This window comes from Microterricola gilva, assembly GCF_004217495.1.
Classification (GTDB): domain Bacteria; phylum Actinomycetota; class Actinomycetes; order Actinomycetales; family Microbacteriaceae; genus Microterricola; species Microterricola gilva.
In genome coordinates this window covers 2,392,806-2,412,677 of record NZ_SHLC01000001.1, presented here as the reverse complement: position 1 = coordinate 2,412,677, position 19,872 = coordinate 2,392,806, and the positions used below count along the sequence as shown (strand labels likewise).

Here is a 19,872-nt window from a genome sequence, read left to right as displayed (position 1 = left end):
ACACATGAGCACCATCCCCACCGAGACCCTCGGCGTCGTCGCGCACAGCGCGGGCGACATGCGCATCGAATCCGTTCCGGTTCCGACTCCGGCAGCCAACGAGGTCGTCGTCGAGATCGCCTACGGCGGCATCTGCGGCTCCGATCTGCACTACTGGCAGCACGGCGCCGCGGGGGAGTCTGTGCTCAAGGCGCCGATGCTGCTCGGCCACGAGGTCGTCGGGCGCGTGCTCGTCGCGGCCGCCGACGGCAGCGGGCCGGCTGCCGGGACCGAGGTCGCCGTGCACCCCGCGACGCCGGGCCCCGGTGACGGATCGCCCTTCCCGGCCGACCGGCCGAACCTCTCGCCAGGCTGCACCTACCTCGGCAGCGCCGCGCGCTTCCCGCACACCGAGGGCGCGTTCGCGCGCTACGCGGTGCTGCCGGCGCGAATGCTGCGTGCACTGCCAGCCGGCCTCTCGCTGCGCGACGCGGCTCTCGTTGAGCCGGCCGCCGTGGCCTGGCACGCGGTCGCCCGGGCGGGCGACGTCGCGGGCAAGCGTGTGCTCGTCGTCGGCAGCGGACCGATCGGCGCGCTCGTCGTCGCCGTGCTCAAGCGCGCCGGCGCGGCCGAGATCGTGGCCGTCGACATGTTCGAGAAGCCGCTCGAGATCGCAACGGCCCTCGGCGCGACCAGCACGATCGTGGCCACGGATGCCGATGCGATCGCCGCCGTGCGGGCCGACATCGCCTTCGAGACCTCCGGCAACTACCGCGGACTGGCCTCGGCCGTGCGCGGCACGACCCGCGGCGGACGCGTCGTCATGGTTGGACTGCTGCCGTCCGGCGAGCAGCCGGCGCTCATCTCGCTCGCCATCACGCGCGAGCTCGAGCTCGTCGGATCCTTCCGCTTCAACGACGAGATCGACGAGGTGGTCGCGGCACTGGCCGACGGATCGCTGCAGGTGGGGCCGGTCGTCACGCACGAGTACGACGCGGCGGATGCGCTCGAAGCGTTCGAGGTCGCCCGGGATTCGGCGGCCAGCGGCAAGGTGCTGCTGCGCTTCTCCTGAGTCTCCAGTGGGCTGCGCGGCGGGTGCTCGCCGGGTTAGCCCCTGGTGGGCTTCGCGATGGCGGGGTGCCCGCTCCTCAGCTCAAACAATGACAACCTCGGACGGGCCCAGTTCTCAAGATTGGGTCGCGGAGACTTCAGGTGGGCCCATCCGAGGCCGTCATAACTCGACACCCCGCGGCCACCCCGCCACCGCTCCGCGGTCCTCCGTTGGTTGAGCTTGTCGAAACCCGGGGTCAGTCGCTGAGGAACTGGCGGGGCTGATCCTGCCAGACCTGCTCCACCTCGTCGATGGTGCGACGCATGATCTTGTCCATGGCGGCGCGCGCGGCATCCGGCCTGCGGCCCTGGATCGCGTCGGCGACGTCGACGTGCCACTGCAGCGCCTCCTCGTGCGGATGCCGTGGCATCAGCCCGTAGTCGGTGCGTCCACGCAGGACCGCGCCGATGACACCGCGGAGCTCGGTGAACATCTCGTTGCCCGATGCACAGAGCACCAGGCTGTGGAAGTGGATGTCGAGTTCGAGGAACTTCTGCAGATCGCCTGACCGGCCGACCGCGCGCATCTTCGCGGCGACGGCCATGAGCTCGGCGGCCGCGTCATCCGGTGCATGCTCGGCGGCGAGCTCTGCCGCGGCCGGCTCGACCGCGGAACGCAGCTCGGTGAGTGAGCGGAGCTGTGCACCCTTGCCCTCGGACGCGATGCGCCAGCGGATGACGGAGGGATCGAAGAGTGACCATGAGCTCATCGGCAGCACACGGATGCCGATGCGCTTGACCGATTCGACCAGACCCAGCGACGCCAGCACGCGCACGGCCTCGCGCACGACGGAGCGCGACACACCGAGTTCATTCTCGAGGTGCTCGGCGTGCATGGTGTCTCCTGCGGCCAACTCTCCGCTCACAACTCGTTGACCGAGATTCTCGATCACGAGTTGGTGCAGACGGGAGCTCATGTCATGAGGATATCGGGCCGGAGCGTGTAGCTTGATGGCACGCGACGGGGCGGGGCGCGCGTGGGACAGGATCCTCCGTCGAGTTTGACGTGGGGGAGACACGACATGAAGCCTTGGCTGAATCCGAAACGGGCGCTGTGGCTGGGAATCGTCCTGACTCTCGTCGGATTTGCCTCGCGATGGCTCCCAGTACTGCTCGCCCCGACACAGCTGCGATCTGACACGGACGCCATCACGATCGCGGTTGCGCTGGGCTACGGTGTCGCCACACAGTTGGGAATCGCCTTTGTCGCGTTCTCGCTACTCGGCCACGTGCTTGTCGGAACGGTGGGACGAGCGACCGCCGAAGACGGAGAGGGCGTGCATCTCCGCCGGACGTTCACTCCTCGGCGCGTCCTCGTGCTCGGCTGCGCACTGGCAGTGGTTGGATTCCTCCTCGAAGTGTTCCTCGTCAACTGGACTCAGGCCGTGTCGGGGCAGGGCGGCCTCGTGCGGGATTTCGTCTTCTACCTCGTGCCGCTTCTCAGAACCGTGTTGCTGCCGCTGGGCGTCCTGCTGATTCCCGGGGCGTGGCTCCTGCAACTGCTCGGAAGCGGCAGCGTCAGCAAACTCGCAAACTCCCGGGTAGACTAGGCCACTGAACTTCGGCGAGGGATGCCCCTCGAATCGCCCGCATGGGTGAATCTGGCATCCGTTATCGACGCGGTGGGAGGGGCTTCACGGCTTGTCCTCACGCTGACATGCGTTCGAGTTGACAATCCAGGCTCCCGGTCTGGACAGACATCGATCTGGGCCCAGCGCCCAACAAGGAGAATCATCATGAGCGACGTAGACAAGGTTGTAACCGAGGTCCGCGAGTCCTTCGGCAAGGGCGCTGCCCGCAAGATCCGCGCCGTCGGCAAGATCCCCGCCGTCATCTACGGTCACGGCACCGAGCCGCAGCACGTCACCCTTCCGGCACACCAGATGGGCCTGATCCTGCGCAAGTCCAACGCGCTGCTCGACCTGGACATCGACGGCAAGAGCCAACTCGTCCTCGTCAAGGATGTCCAGAAGGACCCGGTCCGCCAGATCATCGAGCACATCGACCTCATCGTCGTCCGCAAGGGCGAGAAGGTTCAGGTTGAGGTTGCCGTGCACGTCGAGGGTGAAGCCTTCAGCGGCACCCTGGTCGACCAGGACCTCCACACCCTCCTGCTCGAGGCCGAGGCGACGCACATCCCGACGCACGTCGTCGTGAACGTCGAGGGCCTGCAGGATGGCGCCCAGATCCTCGCCAAGGAGATCGAGCTGCCCAAGGGTTCCTCGCTGCTCACCGACGCTGACGCCCTCGTCATCGCCGTGCACGCTCTGGCCGCGGCCAAGAGCGACGAGACCGCAGAAGCTGCAGCCGAAGCGGCAGCCGAGTAATCATTTTCACCCTGTTTCGCCGGGCGCAGAAGGAGCACCACGTGAACTCTGCGCCCGGCAACACATGGTTGGTAGTCGGGCTCGGTAACCCCGGGCCCGGCTACGCCAGCCACCGTCACAACGTCGGCCAGATGGTCGTGGATGAGCTTGCCTCCCGCATCGGTGCGACGTTCAAGAAACACAAGACTCCCGCTCAGGTGGCCGAGGGCTTTCTGCGCCCTGGCGGCCCGAAGCTCGTGCTCGCGAAGTCGAACAGCTACATGAACACCTCGGGCGGCCCGGTCGCCGCGCTGCTCAAGTTCTATTCGCTGCCGCTGGAGCGCCTCATCGTCGTGCACGACGAACTCGACATCCCCTTTGACACCGTCAAGCTCAAATCCGGCGGCGGTCACGGCGGGCACAACGGCCTGCGCGACATCGCCAAGGCCGCCAATTCTCCGGAGTACACCCGGGTGCGCGTCGGCGTCGGCCGCCCGCCCGGACGTCAGGACCCCGCCGACTTCGTGCTGCAGAGCTTCTCCTCGACCGAGCGCGCCGTTCTGCCGAATCTGCTCTCCGATGCGGCGGATGCCGTCGAGCTCGTCATCACCGACGGACTCCTCGCCGCGCAGCAGAAGGTTCACGCTCCCTCCGCCTGAGCCCGTCGGCTCCGTCGCCGGGTGATCCCGCGACGCCGCAGCCTCACCGCCGCGGCTGAGCCACCAGCTCCACCAGGTCGTCGACGCGCACGCTCTGATCGGCCGCGGTCGCCAGCAGGCGATAGAGCACGGCGCCGACGAGTGATTCCGCGAGCACCCGCGGGCTCGCGGAGCCCCGAAGCTGACCGCTCGTCCGCGCCTCCTCGAGCCGCTCGACGAGGAGCGGCTCGCTCGGCAGGGCGAGGTTCTCGTACAGCGCGGAGCGCAGTGCGTCGTCCTCGACGGCCGCGACAACCATGCCGCGCATCAGCGAGCGGAATCCGGGCTCGTCCAGCGCCGTCTGCAGCACGGCCAGCCATTCCGTGAGGTCGGCCTCGAGGTCGCCGCTGTTGGCGACGACCGGTGAGAATCCCGGTGTGAGGCCCTCGAGTACGCACTCGGCGAGGATGGCGCTCTTCGACGGCCACCAGCGGTAGATCGTCTGTTTGCCGACGCCCGCCTCCGAGGCGATCCGCTCAATCGTGAGCCCCGAAAAACCCAGTTCGGGCAATAGTCGGACCGCCGCGTGCATGATCGCCAGCCGCGCGCTCTCGCTGCGCGCTCGTCCCGGTCGTGTGCTCCTCATGCACACCACCATATTCCGGTGCGGGCGGCAGCGGCCTCCCGGTAGGGGCGGTGATCGAGCGGCGGCACCGCCGCGGGCCTGAGCGTGGGCTGAGAACTCGACAGCCGATTTTGCAACGAGACACACCGTTCCGTAACGTGACAATCCGGACTTGACCTGAAGGAACGACGTGGCTGAACTGCTCTACCGGCTTGGAAAATTCTCTGCGCGTCGCGCCTGGTTGGTGATCATCTCCTGGCTGGCCGTGCTGGCCGTCGCCGCCGGTGCATTTCTCATCGGATTCAGCTCGCTCGCCTCGAACTTCGACATCCCCGGAACGGCGTCGGGGGAGGTCACCGACGCACTGGCAGAGGAGCTGCCCGATTTCGCGGGGGCATCGGGGACGATCATCTTCTCCACCTCCGACGGCTCGGAGCTGACTGCCGAGCAGCAGGCCGAGATTTCCGCACTCGTCGACGGCGCGGAGTCGCTGCCCGACGTCGCCACCGTGATTGACCCCTTCGCAACAGAGGAGCAGCGAGCCGAGCAGGCACGACAGCTGGCGGATGCCGAGCAGCAGCTCGCCGACGGCCAGGCCCAGCTCGATGCGGGCCGTGACCAGCTGAACGCCGGTCAGACACAGCTCGACGCCGGCCAAGCGCAGCTCGACGCAGCACAACAGCAGCTCGACGGTGCCCGCGCCCAACTCGAAGCCGCCGGCATGCCGACAGATCAGCTCGATGCTCAGCAGGCCGAGCTGGACGCGCAGCAGGCCCAGCTTGCTGCGCAGGCAGAACAGATCACGGCCGGTCTCGCCGAGCTGGACGCCAAACAGGCCGAACTCGACGAGGGCGCCAAGACCGCGGAAATGGGGTCCGAGCTCCTGTCCATGGCTGAGAGCATCCGCATGGTCTCGAAGGATGGCTCCACCGCGGTCGTGAACGTGTCGTTCAGCGTGCCGATGCTCGAACTCGACGAGGCGTCGAAAGCCGCAGCGATCGACTACTTCACCGGCACGCCGATCGACGGTGTCGACGTCTCGTACTCGACCACGATCGGCCAGAGCGTGCCCAGCATCTTCGGCGTCGGGGAGGCCGTCGGCCTGGTGATGGCCGCCATCGTCCTCATCGTGATGCTCGGTTCGCTCCTGGCCGCATCGTTCCCGCTGATCACCGCCCTCGTCGGCGTCGGCATCGGCGTGCTCAGCTCGCTCTCCTTCTCCGGTCTCGTGTCGATGACCTCGGTCACGCCCGTGCTCGGTGTCATGCTCGGACTCGCGGTCGGAATCGACTACTCGCTGTTCATCATCAACAGACACCGCAAACAGTTGCTTGCCGGCGCGGAGGTACGCGAGTCGATCGGCCTGGCCAACGGCACGGCGGGCAACGCGGTCGTGTTCGCCGGTGCCACCGTGATTGTGGCGCTGCTGGCTCTCAACATCACCGGAGTACCGTTCCTCGGCCTCATGGGCACGGTCGGCGCCGTCTGCGTTGCCATCGCCGTGCTTCTCGCGGTCACCATGACGCCCGCGCTGCTCGGACTCGCCGGCGAACGGCTGATCGGTCGCCGCGCCCGTGCGCGCATGACGGACAGCCCGAAGCCGGTAAAGGCCGTGAAGCCCATGGCGACGTGGCGCGCGGTCGTCACCGCGATCGTGAGCGTCGCCCTGCTCCTGGTCATCGCCCTCCCGGCGCTCTCGATGCGAGTCGGTCTGCCCGACGGCAGCTCCGAACCAGAGGGCTCGCCCACGTACAACGGCTACACGATCAGTGCTGAACAGTTCGGGGCCGGTTCGAACGCGACCCTGTTGGTGACCGCCGAACTCACCGAGGGTGTGAGCGGGGAGACCGAGGTGCTCGAGGCACAGCTCGCGGTTGCCAGGGAGCTTTACGCCCTCGACAACGTGACGGCGGTCGCTCCGATCGCGGTCTCCGACGACAACAGCCTCGCCGCCTTCCAGGTGATTCCGGCGGAGGGGCCGAACGCGGAATCGACCGATGCGCTGGTGCGGGAGATGCGCGCTCTGCCTCCGGTGAACGGTGACATCACGCTGGGCGTCGCAGGGCAGGCGGCGATCAACATCGACATCTCCGAGAGCCTGCTCGACGTGCTGCCGACGTATCTGTTGCTCGTAGTCGGGTTGTCGCTGCTCATCATGATCCTGGTCTTCCGCTCACTGCTGGTGCCGATCATCGCAACGGGTGGCTTCGTGCTCTCGCTCTTGGCCACCTATGGCGCCACCGTCGCCGTGTTCCAGTGGGGCTGGTTCGCCGACGTCATCGGTCTGCACGCCACCGGCCCGATCCTCAGCTTCCTGCCCGTCATCCTCATCGGAATCCTGTTCGGCCTCGCCATGGACTACCAGTTGTTCCTGGCCTCCGGCATGCGGGAGGCCTATGTGCATGGCGCGAGTGCGCGGGATGCCGTCGCCCAGGGCTTCCGCGCCGGTCGCTCGGTCGTGACGGCCGCCGCCCTCATCATGGTGTCGGTGTTCGGCGGGTTCATCTTCTCGGAGTCGACCATGATCCGCTCCATCGGATTCGGCCTTGCCTTCGGTGTACTCATCGATGCCTTCCTCGTGCGCATGCTGCTGATGCCGGCCCTGATGCACCTGCTCGGCACGAGCGCGTGGTGGATCCCACGGTGGCTCGACCGCATCATGCCGAACGTCGACGTCGAGGGAGCAGCGCTGGAGCGCCGCCACCACAACTGAGCGCCGCAGACGCTGCAGCTTGGCCGCCGGCCCGCCGTGCACGCGGGCCTGCGGGGGAGCGGTCCGTTGGGGCAGCCCCCTCCCGTTGGTTGAGCTTGTCGAAACCCCCGTACTGAAGGCCCCGGTCTGAGCGTTCGCTCGGCCGGGGCCTTGTGCTTTCCCCCGGGTATTCGCGACACGCCCGGTGCTGCTGCTCGTTTTGCGCAGGTGCCCGGATGCCGCGTAATGTCTTCCTTGTTGCCCCACAGGTTTGGAAGCGGAAAACGCAGGCCGGCCTCAAGCGGGAACACAGATCTTAGCCATAAATCCTTTGTTTGCCGTATTTGCGGTGGCCGGGTTTCACGCCTAAGATTGACACTTGCCTCTTCTTCTTCTCGCCTTCGGGTTTGAGTCGGTTTCTGGTGCTTTCGGGCCTGGAGTGTCTGATTCGCTCGGTTTTGCGGGGAGGGGATGATCTGGTAAGTTAGAGAAGTTGCCTCGGAGCGGCAGCCGCGAGTAAAGCGGCAAGAATCCGGGTGCATCCGATCCTTGAGAACTCAACAGCGTGCACAATGTCAAATGCCAAAAACCTCGTACCTCTTTGTGAGGTAGGAGATTCCTTTGGAAAACATTTAAACAACAAAGCAAGTCAGTAATGATTTGTTCTGTCAGTTTCAAACTTGCTGAGGTATCCGCCTATTCCGGTGGTGCCGACGCGCAAAATGTGTCAGTTGCTTCGGTGGCTGGCTATTAAACATTTACGGAGAGTTTGATCCTGGCTCAGGACGAACGCTGGCGGCGTGCTTAACACATGCAAGTCGAACGATGAAGCTGGGTGCTTGCACCTGGTGGATTAGTGGCGAACGGGTGAGTAACACGTGAGCAATCTGCCCTTGACTCTGGGATAAGCGTTGGAAACGACGTCTAATACCGGATACGACCCTCGGAGGCATCTCCTGGGGGTGGAAAGAATTTTGGTCAAGGATGAGCTCGCGGCCTATCAGCTTGTTGGTGAGGTAATGGCTCACCAAGGCGACGACGGGTAGCCGGCCTGAGAGGGTGACCGGCCACACTGGGACTGAGACACGGCCCAGACTCCTACGGGAGGCAGCAGTGGGGAATATTGCACAATGGGCGAAAGCCTGATGCAGCAACGCCGCGTGAGGGATGACGGCCTTCGGGTTGTAAACCTCTTTTAGTAGGGAAGAAGCGAAAGTGACGGTACCTGCAGAAAAAGCACCGGCTAACTACGTGCCAGCAGCCGCGGTAATACGTAGGGTGCAAGCGTTGTCCGGAATTATTGGGCGTAAAGAGCTCGTAGGCGGTTTGTCGCGTCTGCTGTGAAATCTGGGGGCTCAACCCCCAGCCTGCAGTGGGTACGGGCAGACTAGAGTGCGGTAGGGGAGATTGGAATTCCTGGTGTAGCGGTGGAATGCGCAGATATCAGGAGGAACACCGATGGCGAAGGCAGATCTCTGGGCCGTAACTGACGCTGAGGAGCGAAAGCATGGGGAGCGAACAGGATTAGATACCCTGGTAGTCCATGCCGTAAACGTTGGGAACTAGATGTGGGGACCATTCCACGGTCTCCGTGTCGCAGCTAACGCATTAAGTTCCCCGCCTGGGGAGTACGGCCGCAAGGCTAAAACTCAAAGGAATTGACGGGGGCCCGCACAAGCGGCGGAGCATGCGGATTAATTCGATGCAACGCGAAGAACCTTACCAAGACTTGACATATACGAGAACGGGCCAGAAATGGTCAACTCTTTGGACACTCGTAAACAGGTGGTGCATGGTTGTCGTCAGCTCGTGTCGTGAGATGTTGGGTTAAGTCCCGCAACGAGCGCAACCCTCGTCCTATGTTGCCAGCACGTAATGGTGGGAACTCATGGGATACTGCCGGGGTCAACTCGGAGGAAGGTGGGGATGACGTCAAATCATCATGCCCCTTATGTCTTGGGCTTCACGCATGCTACAATGGCCGGTACAAAGGGCTGCGATACCGTAAGGTGGAGCGAATCCCAAAAAGCCGGTCTCAGTTCGGATTGAGGTCTGCAACTCGACCTCATGAAGTCGGAGTCGCTAGTAATCGCAGATCAGCAACGCTGCGGTGAATACGTTCCCGGGCCTTGTACACACCGCCCGTCAAGTCATGAAAGTCGGTAACACCCGAAGCCGGTGGCCTAACCCCTTGTGGGAAGGAGCTGTCGAAGGTGGGATCGGTGATTAGGACTAAGTCGTAACAAGGTAGCCGTACCGGAAGGTGCGGCTGGATCACCTCCTTTCTAAGGAGCACGTGCACCTCTCCTCTGTATACAGGGAGATCACATAGGTGCCAGCCATATCCGAGGCGAATGTTCTCGGGTGGCGCTCATGGGTGGAACATTGACATTGCCGCAACACGAATCAGATTTCGGTTAGTACGCCTCACTTGTGGGGAAGGAACGCTGGGGCCTGGGGAGGGTTGCGGATGCACGCTGTTGGGTCCTGAAGGACCGGGTCACGTTTTGACGTGGACGACCTTCTGGACTTCGGTCAACATCCGCACAGGCGTAAGCCGGCTGGTGTTGGGGGAGTACCGCCCGTACTTTGAGAACTACACAGTGGACGCGAGCATCTTAGATTGATGTCTTCGGATGTCAATCACAAAGATTTTTAGGACATCAACTTCGGTTGGTGTTCGACTAATCATTGGTCAATTTTTCTGAACGAAAGATCGATTCAAACTCATGTGATTTCAAGATTCTAAGAGCAAACGGTGAATGCCTTGGCATGTAGAGCCGAAGAAGGACGTAGTAATCTGCGATAAGCCTCGGGGAGTTGATAAACGAACTGTGATCCGAGGATGTCCGAATGGGGAAACCCCGCTGGGTGCTTTCGGGCAACCTAGTGACTCCCGCCTGAATATATAGGGCGGGTAGAGGGAACGTGGGGAAGTGAAACATCTCAGTACCCACAGGAAGAGAAAACAATAGTGATTCCGTTAGTAGTGGCGAGCGAACCCGGAAGAGGCTAAACCGATCATGTGTGATAGCCGGCAGGCGTTGCATGGTCGGGGTTGCGGGACTTTTCTGCTGCTTCTGCCGAACAGTGAGCGTTACAGAGGAATATAGACGAACAGGTTTGAAAGCCTGGCCATAGACGGTGCCAGCCCGGTAGTCGAAATGTTCCAATGGCGCGAAGAGTATCCCAAGTAGCACGGGGCCCGAGAAATCCCGTGTGAATCTGTCAGGACCACCTGATAAGCCTAAATACTCCTACATGACCGATAGTGAACAAGTACCGTGAGGGAAAGGTGAAAAGTACCCCGGGAGGGGAGTGAAATAGTACCTGAAACCGTTTGCTTACAAACCGTTGGAGCCAGTCTGATTCTGGTGACAGCGTGCCTTTTGAAGAATGAGCCTGCGAGTTAGTGATCAGTGGCGAGCTTAACCCGTGAGGGGAATGCGTAGCGAAAGCGAGTCTTAATAGGGCGATTGAGTCGCTGGTCCTAGACCCGAAGCGAAGTGATCTATCCATGGCCAGGTTGAAGCGACGGTAAGACGTCGTGGAGGACCGAACCCACTTAGGTTGAAAACTGAGGGGATGAGCTGTGGATAGGGGTGAAAGGCCAATCAAACTTCGTGATAGCTGGTTCTCTCCGAAATGCATTTAGGTGCAGCGTTGCGTGTTTCTTGCCGGAGGTAGAGCTACTGGATAGCCGATGGGCCCTACAAGGTTACTGACGTTAGCCAAACTCCGAATGCCGGTAAGTGAGAGCGCAGCAGTGAGACAGTGGGGGATAAGCTTCATTGTCGAGAGGGAAACAACCCAGACCACCAACTAAGGTCCCAAAGCGCGTGCTAAGTGGGAAAGGATGTGGAGTTGCACAGACAACCAGGAGGTTGGCTTAGAAGCAGCCACCCTTGAAAGAGTGCGTAATAGCTCACTGGTCAAGTGATTCCGCGCCGACAATGTAACGGGGCTCAAGCACGCCACCGAAGTTGTGGCATTGATATTTTAGGTAGGCCTTCGTGGTCCAGCCGTATTGATGGGTAGGAGAGCGTCGTGTGGCCAGTGAAGCGGCGGTGTAAACCAGCCGTGGAGGCCACACGAGTGAGAATGCAGGCATGAGTAGCGAAAGACGGGTGAGAAACCCGTCCTCCGGAAGACCAAGGTTTCCAGGGTCAAGCTAATCTTCCCTGGGTAAGTCGGGACCTAAGGCGAGGCCGACAGGCGTAGTCGATGGACAACGGGTAGATATTCCCGTACCGCAGAAGAACCGCCCAAGCTAATCCAGTAATGCTAAGTGTCTGAATCCCCGTGACGGATCCCTTCGGGGTGATGCGTGTGGGCCTAGCACACGACCCTATGCTGGTGCGGTTAGCGTATTAACAGGTGTGACGCAGGAAGGTAGCCGAGCCGGGCGATGGTTGTCCCGGTCTAAGGGTGTAGGCCGAGAGATAGGCAAATCCGTCTCTCATATAAGGCTGAGACCCGATGGGTAGACGTTAGTCGAAATCGGTGATCCTATGCTGCCAAGAAAAGCATCGACGCGAGGTTCAATGTGCCCGTACCCCAAACCGACTCAGGTGGTCAGGTAGAGAATACTAAGGAGATCGAGAGAATCGTGGTTAAGGAACTCGGCAAAATGCCCCCGTAACTTCGGGAGAAGGGGGGCCTGAGGCGTGAAGGGATTTACTCCTGGAGCGTTTGACGGCCGCAGAGACCAGTGGGAAGCGACTGTTTACTAAAAACACAGGTCCGTGCTAAGTCGCAAGACGATGTATACGGACTGACGCCTGCCCGGTGCTGGAAGGTTAAGAGGAACGGTTAGCGTAAGCGAAGCTGAGAATTTAAGCCCCAGTAAACGGCGGTGGTAACTATAACCATCCTAAGGTAGCGAAATTCCTTGTCGGGTAAGTTCCGACCTGCACGAATGGCGTAACGACTTCCCAGCTGTCTCAACCGCGAACTCGGCGAAATTGCACTACGAGTAAAGATGCTCGTTACGCGCAGCAGGACGGAAAGACCCCGTGACCTTTACTACAGCTTGGTATTGGTGTTCGGTGTGACTTGTGTAGGATAGGTGGGAGACTTTGAAGCTTGGACGCTAGTTCAGGTGGAGTCATTGTTGAAATACCACTCTGGTCACTCTGGACATCTAACTTCGAACCGTGATCCGGTTCAGGGACAGTGCCTGGTGGGTAGTTTAACTGGGGCGGTTGCCTCCCAAAAAGTAACGGAGGCGCCCAAAGGTTCCCTCAACCTGGTTGGCAATCAGGTGTCGAGTGTAAGTGCACAAGGGAGCTTGACTGTGAGACTGACAAGTCGAGCAGGGACGAAAGTCGGGACTAGTGATCCGGCAGTGGCTTGTGGAAGCGCTGTCGCTCAACGGATAAAAGGTACCTCGGGGATAACAGGCTGATCTTGCCCAAGAGTCCATATCGACGGCATGGTTTGGCACCTCGATGTCGGCTCGTCGCATCCTGGGGCTGGAGTAGGTCCCAAGGGTTGGGCTGTTCGCCCATTAAAGCGGTACGCGAGCTGGGTTTAGAACGTCGTGAGACAGTTCGGTCCCTATCCGCTGCGCGCGCAGGAAATTTGAAAGGATCTGACCCTAGTACGAGAGGACCGGGTTGGACGAACCTCTGGTGTGTCAGTTGTTCCGCCAGGAGCACCGCTGATTAGCTACGTTCGGAATGGATAACCGCTGAAAGCATCTAAGCGGGAAGCCGGCCTTGAGATGAGATTTCCATACCTTCGGGTGAGAGGCTCCCAGTAGACGACTGGGTTGATAGGCTGGATGTGGAAGCGAGGACTAAAGACTCGTGGAGCTGACCAGTACTAATAAGCCGATATCTTGAAAATCATTACACACACATCGTTGTAAGGCTGGTGTGTGTGGCACGGTGAGAGTCCGTGAGAATGCTTGCGTCCACTATGTGGTTCTCGATGTACGGTCGAGAACCAAACAAACAACCTCCATTCGTGGAGACGTTGTGTTTGTTTGATTCACTTTGATACATCAATAGTGTTTCGGCGGCCATAGCGAGAGGGAAACGCCCGGTTACATTCCGAACCCGGAAGCTAAGACTCTCTGCGCCGATGGTACTGCAGGGGGGACCCTGTGGGAGAGTAGGACACCGCCGGACTTACTTTGGAAGAAAGCCACCCCTTCGGGGGTGGCTTTCTTTCGTTAACACCCCACCCGCCGGCCGTGTTGTGCGCCCGATCACCAGCCACCCTCCCGGGTGGCTTCTCTCGTTAACTCGCCCTCGCCGGCGGTGCGTAGACTCTCAGAGTGATACTTCAGGGCTTGTCTCGTGCGCTTTCGCGCGCCTCCACATTCGAAGCGGCCCTGGGGGAGTACGCTCGCGACGCCGATTTCTCGCTCGCAGAGGGCCTCAACCCGCCCCTGCTGGCCGCCCTGCTCGAGCGCAGGCGGGAGGCGGGGAAGCCGCCGGTGCTGTTCATCGTCACGGCGACGGGGCGCGAGTCTGAGACGCTCCGCAGCAACCTCGCCGCCTACCTCCCCGATGCCGAGATCATCGAGTTTCCGGCGTGGGAGACGCTCCCACACGAGCGGTTGAGCCCGAGCGCCGAGATCGTCGGCCGCCGCCTGTTCGCCCTGCGCCGGATGCGCAACTGGCAGCAGGAGTGGCAGGCGGCCGCCGGGGGCGAGACCGCGCCGCACCCGCTCGTGATCCTGGCCTCGGTGCGCGCCGCACTGCAGCCCGTCGCCGACAACCTCACGGACTTCGAGCCGATCGAGCTCGTCGCAGGCGGGCGCGGATATCGCCTGGACAAGCTCGCGGCACAGCTCGTCGATCTGGCGTACACCCGGGTCGACATGGTCACCCGTCGTGGCGAGTTCGCCGTGCGAGGCGGCATCCTCGATGTCTTCCCCGCCGTGGCAGAGCATCCTGTGCGTGTGGACTTCTTCGGCGACGAGATCGAGCAGATCCGCGCGTTCTCCGTCGCCGATCAGCGCTCGCTGCCCGACCCCGTCACGCAGGTGCTGTTGCCGCCGAGCCGGGAACTCCTGCTGAGCGAACCGGTGCGCCAGCGCGCCAGGGAGATGTTGCACGAGTTCCCGAGCCTCTCCCAGATGCTCGCCAAGATCGCCGAGGGCATCCCGGTCGAGGGCATGGAGAGCCTGGCACCAGCACTCGTGGACAAGCTCGTGCCCATGACGAACTACCTGCCGGACGGCGCGGCGGTCGCGGTGCTCTCGCCGGAGCGGGTCGCCAGCCGTGCGGTGAGCCTGGCCGAGACGAACCGTGAGTTCCTCTCTGCCGCGTGGAGCGCCGCGACGTTCGGCGCCGAGGCGCCGATCGACCTGGCATCCGGCGACTTCCTCACCCTGAACGCGGTGCGTGACGCCGTGCGGCTGGGTGCGCCCGGCCGCAAGACGCCCGACCACCCGTGGTGGACGTTGTCGGTGTTCAACGCCGGCGATGCGCTGGCGGCGATCGCGGAGGCCGAGGGCACCAGCATCGCCGAGCTCGTCGCCGACCTCGAGGTCGGCAGCGCCGTGCGGGTGCAGAGCCAGATCGTTCCGAGCTTCCAGGGCAATGTCAGTGGCGCCATCGACCACGTGGCCGCGCGCCTGCGCGAGGGGTGGAGCGTTGCCATCGTGGCCGGCGGACACGGCCTCGTCGAACGCGCCAACGACGTGCTCGCCGAGCGTGGCCTTGCCGCGCGGATCGTCGACACCTTCCCCGATGAGCCAGCAGCCGGGCTCGCCTACATCCTCCAGGCCGAGGCCGCCCACGGTTTCGAGATCGAGGAGGCAAAGCTCGCCCTCATCAGCGAGAGCGAGTTCTACGGGCGCGCGGTCGGCTACGACTCCCGACAGGTCAAGAAGCTCGCCAGCCGGCGCAAGAACGTCGTCGACCCGCTGCAGCTGGAGGCAGGCGACTTCGTCGTGCACCAGACCCACGGCATCGGCAAGTTCATCGAGATGACGCAGCGCACCGTCGCAGCCGGCAGCAGGCCGAAGGGGCCATCGCGCACCGCCGGGATCGCCGCGGCACCGACGATCGTCCGCGAGTACCTGGTGCTGGAGTTTGCGTCATCCAAGCGTGGCCAGCCGGGGGACCGGCTCTACGTTCCGACCGACCAGCTGGACCTGCTCTCGCGCTATGTCGGCGGCGAGGCGCCGGCGCTCAGCAAGATGGGCGGCAGCGACTGGAGCAACGCCAAGTCGAAGGCGCGCAAGGCCGTGCGCGACATCGCGGTGGAGCTGGTCAAGCTCTACTCCGCGCGGATGGCGGCCAAGGGCCACGCCTTCGGTCCTGACACCCCGTGGCAGCGCGAGCTCGAAGAGGCCTTCCCCTACGCCGAGACGCCAGACCAGCTGCAGACCATCGACGAGGTGAAGGCCGACATGGAGCGGCCCATCCCGATGGACAGGCTGCTCTCCGGCGATGTCGGATTCGGCAAGACCGAGGTCGCCGTGCGTGCAGCGTTCAAGGCGGTGCAGGACGGCAAGCAGGTCGCGATGCTCGTGCCGACCACCCTGCTCGTCAAGCAGCACTTCGAGACCTTCCAGGAACGCTTCGCCGGTTTCCCCGTCCACCTGCGGGCGCTCAGCCGTTTCCAGACCGACAAGGAGGCGACCGAGACGATCGCGGGGCTGCTCGATGGGACCGTGGATGTCGTCATCGGCACGCACCGGCTGTTCTCGTCCTCGATCATCTTCAAGGACCTCGGGCTCGTCATCATCGATGAGGAGCAGCGCTTTGGCGTCGAGCACAAGGACTCACTCAAGAAGATGAAGACCAACGTCGACATCCTCGCGATGAGCGCGACGCCGATCCCGCGCACGCTGGAGATGGCGGTGACGGGCATTCGCGAGATGTCGACCCTGGCGACGCCGCCGGAGGACCGGCATCCGATTCTCACCTTCGTGGGGCCATACTCCGACAAGCAGGTGAGCGCCGCGATCCGCCGTGAGCTGCTGCGCGAGGGCCAGGTGTTCTTCGTGCACAATCGGGTGTCGAGCATCAACAAGGTCGCCGCGCAACTGGCCGAGCTCGTTCCGGAGGCGCGGATCGCCGTCGCACACGGCAAACTCTCCGAGGCCGTGCTCGAGCAGGTCGTCGCCGACTTCTGGGAGCGCAAGTTCGACGTTCTCGTGTCGACCACGATCATCGAGACGGGCCTCGACATCGCCAACGCCAACACGATCATCATCGACAGGGCCGACAAGTACGGCCTGAGCCAGCTGCACCAGCTGCGCGGTCGTGTCGGCCGCGGCCGTGAGCGCGCGTACGCCTACTTCCTCTACGACGAGAACGCCCCGCTCAGCGAGACCGCCCACGACCGGCTGGCGACGATCGCCGCGAACAACGAGCTCGGCAGCGGCATGCAGGTGGCGCTGAAGGACCTCGAGATCCGCGGTGCGGGCAACCTGCTCGGCGGCGAACAGGCCGGCCACATCGCCGGCGTCGGCTTCGACCTCTACCTGCGCATGATCGGCGAGGCCGTCTCGACCTTCCGCGGTGATGTCGCGGAGGGGCAGACAGAACTGCGCCTCGAGCTGCCCGTCGACGCCCACATCCCGGAGGATTACGTCGACAGCGAGCGTCTGCGCCTCGAGGCCTACCAGAAGCTCTCCACGGCGAGCTCGCTCGCGGCCAAGGACGAGAACATCGCCCACGTGCTCGAGGAGCTCACCGACCGCTACGGCGAGCCGCCGGCCGCCGTGCAGACGCTGATCGCCGTGTCGACGCTGCGCCGGCAGGCTCAGCGTGCCGGCCTCGGCGAGGTCGTCGCGATGGGCGACAAGCTGCGCGTCGCGCAGGCCACGCTGCCCGACTCGATCCAGGTGCGCCTGCAGCGCATGTACCCGGGGTCGCGCTACTTCGCGCAGCAGGGCGTGCTCTCCGTGCCGCTGCCTGATGTGAGTGACGACGCGAATCCGGATGCCGCGCTCATCGCATGGGTCAGCCAGCTGCTCACCGCGATCTTCCCGCCGCCCGTCGTCGTGCAGGAGAAGGCGGCCGAGGCGGGCTGAGCCGCATCCGTTGGTTGAGCTTGTCGAAACCCTGATTTCAACAAGCTCAATCAGCGGGAGGTGCGCTCAGCCTGCGGGAGGTGCGCTCAGCCTGCGGGAGGTGCGCTCAACCGGCGGGGGAGCCGCTCAGCTGATGTGGCCCCACTCGGCGAGGAATTCGCTCACGGTCATGGTCTCGAGGTCGAGCTGGATCTGCTGCAGCAGATTGTCGGCCTCGATGAGGTCGCCGGCGCTGCTGCGCAGCACCTCGTTGCCCGTCGCCGTCCGGACCACGATGATGTCGGCCACCGAGGGGCTACCGAGGCTGAGGCTCGTTCCGACGAGGTAGGCCACGGTGTGAACGACGCCGCGGATGCCGCTCGGCGTCTCCCGGGCGCGCAGTTCTGCCGTCAGATGAAGGGACGCGGGCTCCGTCGAGTCGGAGTCGTGGTCATGGGAGTCCATGCCCATCAGCCTAGAACAGCGGGGCTGTCGCCGGATCTGGCTCGTCCGCAGCGGAGACCGACAGCTTGCCTGACCGGTACTGCGCCGCACGCCAACTCACGAAGGCCGCCGAGCACACCATGGCGATGCCGGAGCCGAGGAGCACGGCGATCGTTCCCTCGTCGACGACGTCATGATCGCTGGCGAAGGCGAGTTCGTTCATCAGCAGCGAGACCGTGAACCCGACCCCGCCGAGCGAGGCGACGACGAGCAGATCGCCGATCCGGAGCCCGACACCGGAGCGCTTGCCCGCGACGAGCCCGCCGAGCCAGCCCGCCAGCGTGATGCCGAGGAGCTTGCCGAGCGGCAGCGCCACCAGAATGCCCCAGAAGGCCGGACTCAGCTCGCTCAGGCTCACCGCTGGGATCGCGACGAGGGCGGCGGAGAATGCGAACAGCGGAAGGATGATGCCGTTGGAGTACGGCTCGAGGCTGTGCACCGCTCGGCCGCCTGGACGCCGTGCCATCACGAGGCCGAGCAGCACGCCCGCGATCGTGGCGTGCACGCCGGACTGGAACACGAAGTACCACGTGAGCACGGCGAGCACCCACATCGCGATGACGAGGGGCCACTGCGGCTTGCGCGTGAGGATGTAGCCGGAGCGCGGGCGGAGCAGCCGGCTCACGCCGGAGAAGAGCAGGAGCGTCACGGCCGCAAAGCCCAGGTAGCTCAGCTCGACGCTGCTCGTGAAGAAGAACGCGATGATGAGGATGGCGACCAGGTCATCGAGCACGGCCAGCGCCATCAGGAACACGCGTACCCGCGTTGGAATGCCCTTGCCGAAGATCGCGAGCAGGCCGAGAGCGAAGGCGATGTCGGTCGCGGTCGGCACTGGCCAGCCGTTCTCCCAACCGGAGCCCGCGGTGATGAGCAGGTAGATTCCGGCCGGGACGGCGACCCCGCCGAGTGCGGCGACGGCGGGCAGCGCCGCCTTGCTCAGGCTGTTGAGCTCACCGATCGCGAGTTCGCGCTTGAGCTCGACGGCCACGATGAAGAAGAAGATCGCGAGCAGGCCGTCGCTGACGAAGTGCCCCGTCGAGATGTCGAGACCGAGCAACGGCAGCTCGACATGCTCGCCCTTGAAGGCGAGCAGAGCGGGGCCGACGGCACTGTTGGCGAGCACGAGGCCGAGCACGGCTGCCGCCAGCAGCAGCATGGCTGCGTAGCGTTCGGAACGGAAAATAGCCACGGAGGGCCCTCCTGATTGGGTTCGGTCGACGTCGTAGAGCATTGCTGCCCGCCGACCAGACTTCCCGGCTCACCACTGACGAGTTTAGCGGGCCGGCCGGCGGATACCGGCGCTGACGTGCCGGCCGCGCGCCGCGGCGAACGCCCGCAGCCTAGGCTGGACGCATGACTGAGACGATCGCCGCCACCCCTCTGGACGAGTTGATTGCCACCGTGGCGAAGCTGCGCGGACCGGGCGGGTGCCCCTGGGACGCCGAGCAGACGCACGCCTCGCTCGTGCAGTACCTCGTCGAGGAGACACACGAGCTCGTCGACGCCATCGAGGCAGGCAGCCGCGAGGAGCTGATCGAGGAACTCGGCGACGTCCTGTACCAGGTGATCCTGCACAGCGACATCGCCGCCGCCACCGACGGGGAGGACTTCACGGTTCAGGATGTCGCCGCCGCCCTCAACGCGAAGCTGATCGGACGGCATCCGCACGTCTTCGGCGACCGGGTGGCCGAGACCTCCGCCGACGTTGTGGCGTTCTGGGACGACCTCAAGGCCGCGGAGAAGCCGGAGCGCTCGAGCGTGCTGGACGGGATCCCGCAGGGCATGCCGTCGCTGGCCCTGGCCGACAAGCTGCTCGGCCGAGCACAGAAGATCGGACTGATCGAGGACGCCGACGGCGGGATCCCGTTCTCCAGCGAGGACGAGCTCGGCCCGATGCTGCTCGCCATCGTCGCCGGCGCGAAGGCGCGGGGGCTCGACGCCGAGCGCGCGCTGCGCAGCACGCTGCGGGCGTTCCAGGACGAGATCCGCGAGGCCGAGACCACGCTGTAGTCGTCGGCGATCGGCCGTCGGCGTTC

At 63.8% G+C, this 19,872-nt stretch carries 11 protein-coding genes and 3 rRNA genes; 10 read left to right on the top strand and 4 right to left on the bottom strand.

Annotation, left to right across the window (positions count from 1 at the left end):
* The first annotated feature begins 4 nt into the window (after window positions 1–4).
* Entirely contained in the window at window positions 5–1,051 is a 1,047-nt protein-coding gene (locus EV379_RS11235) for an L-idonate 5-dehydrogenase (RefSeq protein ID WP_130506205.1), read from the top strand.
* 235 nt (window positions 1,052–1,286) lie between these two features.
* Here EV379_RS11235 and EV379_RS11230 read toward each other — a convergent pair whose 3' ends face one another.
* The gene (locus EV379_RS11230) at window positions 1,287–2,006 is read right to left on the bottom strand and encodes a FadR/GntR family transcriptional regulator (RefSeq protein ID WP_130506204.1); all 720 of its coding nucleotides are present in this window, start codon (window positions 2,004–2,006) and stop codon (window positions 1,287–1,289) included.
* A gap of 105 nt (window positions 2,007–2,111) precedes the next feature.
* Between EV379_RS11230 and EV379_RS11225 the strand changes: the two genes are divergently transcribed.
* The 3 genes from EV379_RS11225 (at window position 2,112) to pth (ending at window position 4,054) form a co-directional block, all read left to right on the top strand.
* Window positions 2,112–2,639 carry a hypothetical protein gene (locus tag EV379_RS11225; protein WP_130506203.1) on the top strand — a complete coding sequence of 176 codons (528 nt, stop codon included), beginning with the start codon at window positions 2,112–2,114 and terminating at the stop codon, window positions 2,637–2,639.
* Between the two features lie 186 nt (window positions 2,640–2,825).
* Window positions 2,826–3,416, top strand: coding sequence for a 50S ribosomal protein L25/general stress protein Ctc (locus EV379_RS11220; protein WP_207226244.1), 591 nt, complete (start codon window positions 2,826–2,828; stop codon window positions 3,414–3,416).
* A 41-nt stretch (window positions 3,417–3,457) separates the two neighbouring features.
* On the top strand, window positions 3,458–4,054 hold the full coding sequence (gene pth, locus EV379_RS11215; RefSeq protein WP_130506202.1) for an aminoacyl-tRNA hydrolase: 597 nt from the start codon (window positions 3,458–3,460) through the stop codon (window positions 4,052–4,054).
* Between the two features lie 43 nt (window positions 4,055–4,097).
* On the opposite strand, the gene EV379_RS11210 is transcribed toward pth, so the two are convergent.
* Entirely contained in the window at window positions 4,098–4,679 is a 582-nt protein-coding gene (locus EV379_RS11210) for a TetR/AcrR family transcriptional regulator (RefSeq protein ID WP_165397352.1), read from the bottom strand.
* A 169-nt stretch (window positions 4,680–4,848) separates the two neighbouring features.
* Here EV379_RS11210 and EV379_RS11205 point away from each other — a divergent pair, with 169 nt between their 5' ends.
* The 5 genes from EV379_RS11205 to mfd all read left to right on the top strand — a co-directional run bounded on the left by EV379_RS11205 (window position 4,849) and on the right by mfd (window position 17,353).
* Window positions 4,849–7,371, top strand: a complete 2,523-nt coding sequence (locus EV379_RS11205; RefSeq protein ID WP_130506200.1) for an MMPL family transporter — start codon at window positions 4,849–4,851, stop codon at window positions 7,369–7,371.
* Between the two features lie 736 nt (window positions 7,372–8,107).
* Window positions 8,108–9,635, top strand: a 16S ribosomal RNA gene (locus tag EV379_RS11200).
* Window positions 9,636–10,085: 450 nt separating this feature from the next.
* A 23S ribosomal RNA gene (locus EV379_RS11195) occupies window positions 10,086–13,200 on the top strand.
* A gap of 167 nt (window positions 13,201–13,367) precedes the next feature.
* Window positions 13,368–13,484 (top strand): 5S ribosomal RNA (gene rrf / locus EV379_RS11190).
* The 16S, 23S and 5S rRNA genes sit together here, the layout of an rRNA operon.
* A 149-nt stretch (window positions 13,485–13,633) precedes the next feature.
* Complete coding sequence (mfd, locus tag EV379_RS11185; protein WP_130506199.1) at window positions 13,634–17,353, top strand: transcription-repair coupling factor; 3,720 nt, start codon at window positions 13,634–13,636, stop codon at window positions 17,351–17,353.
* Between the two features lie 126 nt (window positions 17,354–17,479).
* On the opposite strand, the gene EV379_RS11180 is transcribed toward mfd, so the two are convergent.
* Together EV379_RS11180 and EV379_RS11175 are read right to left on the bottom strand one after the other, a co-directional pair.
* The gene (locus tag EV379_RS11180) at window positions 17,480–17,797 is read right to left on the bottom strand and encodes a hypothetical protein (protein ID WP_130506198.1); all 318 of its coding nucleotides are present in this window, start codon (window positions 17,795–17,797) and stop codon (window positions 17,480–17,482) included.
* Between the two features lie 10 nt (window positions 17,798–17,807).
* Window positions 17,808–19,025, bottom strand: coding sequence for a Na+/H+ antiporter NhaA (locus EV379_RS11175; RefSeq protein ID WP_130506197.1), 1,218 nt, complete (start codon window positions 19,023–19,025; stop codon window positions 17,808–17,810).
* Window positions 19,026–19,189: 164 nt separating this feature from the next.
* Between EV379_RS11175 and EV379_RS11170 the strand changes: the two genes are divergently transcribed.
* Window positions 19,190–19,846 carry a nucleoside triphosphate pyrophosphohydrolase gene (locus tag EV379_RS11170; RefSeq protein WP_130506196.1) on the top strand — a complete coding sequence of 219 codons (657 nt, stop codon included), beginning with the start codon at window positions 19,190–19,192 and terminating at the stop codon, window positions 19,844–19,846.
* The last annotated feature ends 26 nt before the right edge of the window (window positions 19,847–19,872 follow it).

What these genes read in the sequence shown, in the direction of transcription:
- EV379_RS11210 (WP_165397352.1), bottom strand. Translation starts at nt 4,679, where the DNA reads ATGAGGAGCACACGACCGGGACGAGCGCGCAGCGAGAGCGCGCGGCTG.
- EV379_RS11235 (WP_130506205.1), top strand. Translation starts at nt 5, where the DNA reads ATGAGCACCATCCCCACCGAGACCCTCGGCGTCGTCGCGCACAGCGCG.
- EV379_RS11180 (WP_130506198.1), bottom strand. Translation starts at nt 17,797, where the DNA reads ATGGACTCCCATGACCACGACTCCGACTCGACGGAGCCCGCGTCCCTT.
- EV379_RS11220 (WP_207226244.1), top strand. Translation starts at nt 2,826, where the DNA reads ATGAGCGACGTAGACAAGGTTGTAACCGAGGTCCGCGAGTCCTTCGGC.
- EV379_RS11170 (WP_130506196.1), top strand. Translation starts at nt 19,190, where the DNA reads ATGACTGAGACGATCGCCGCCACCCCTCTGGACGAGTTGATTGCCACC.
- EV379_RS11230 (WP_130506204.1), bottom strand. Translation starts at nt 2,006, where the DNA reads ATGAGCTCCCGTCTGCACCAACTCGTGATCGAGAATCTCGGTCAACGA.
- EV379_RS11225 (WP_130506203.1), top strand. Translation starts at nt 2,112, where the DNA reads ATGAAGCCTTGGCTGAATCCGAAACGGGCGCTGTGGCTGGGAATCGTC.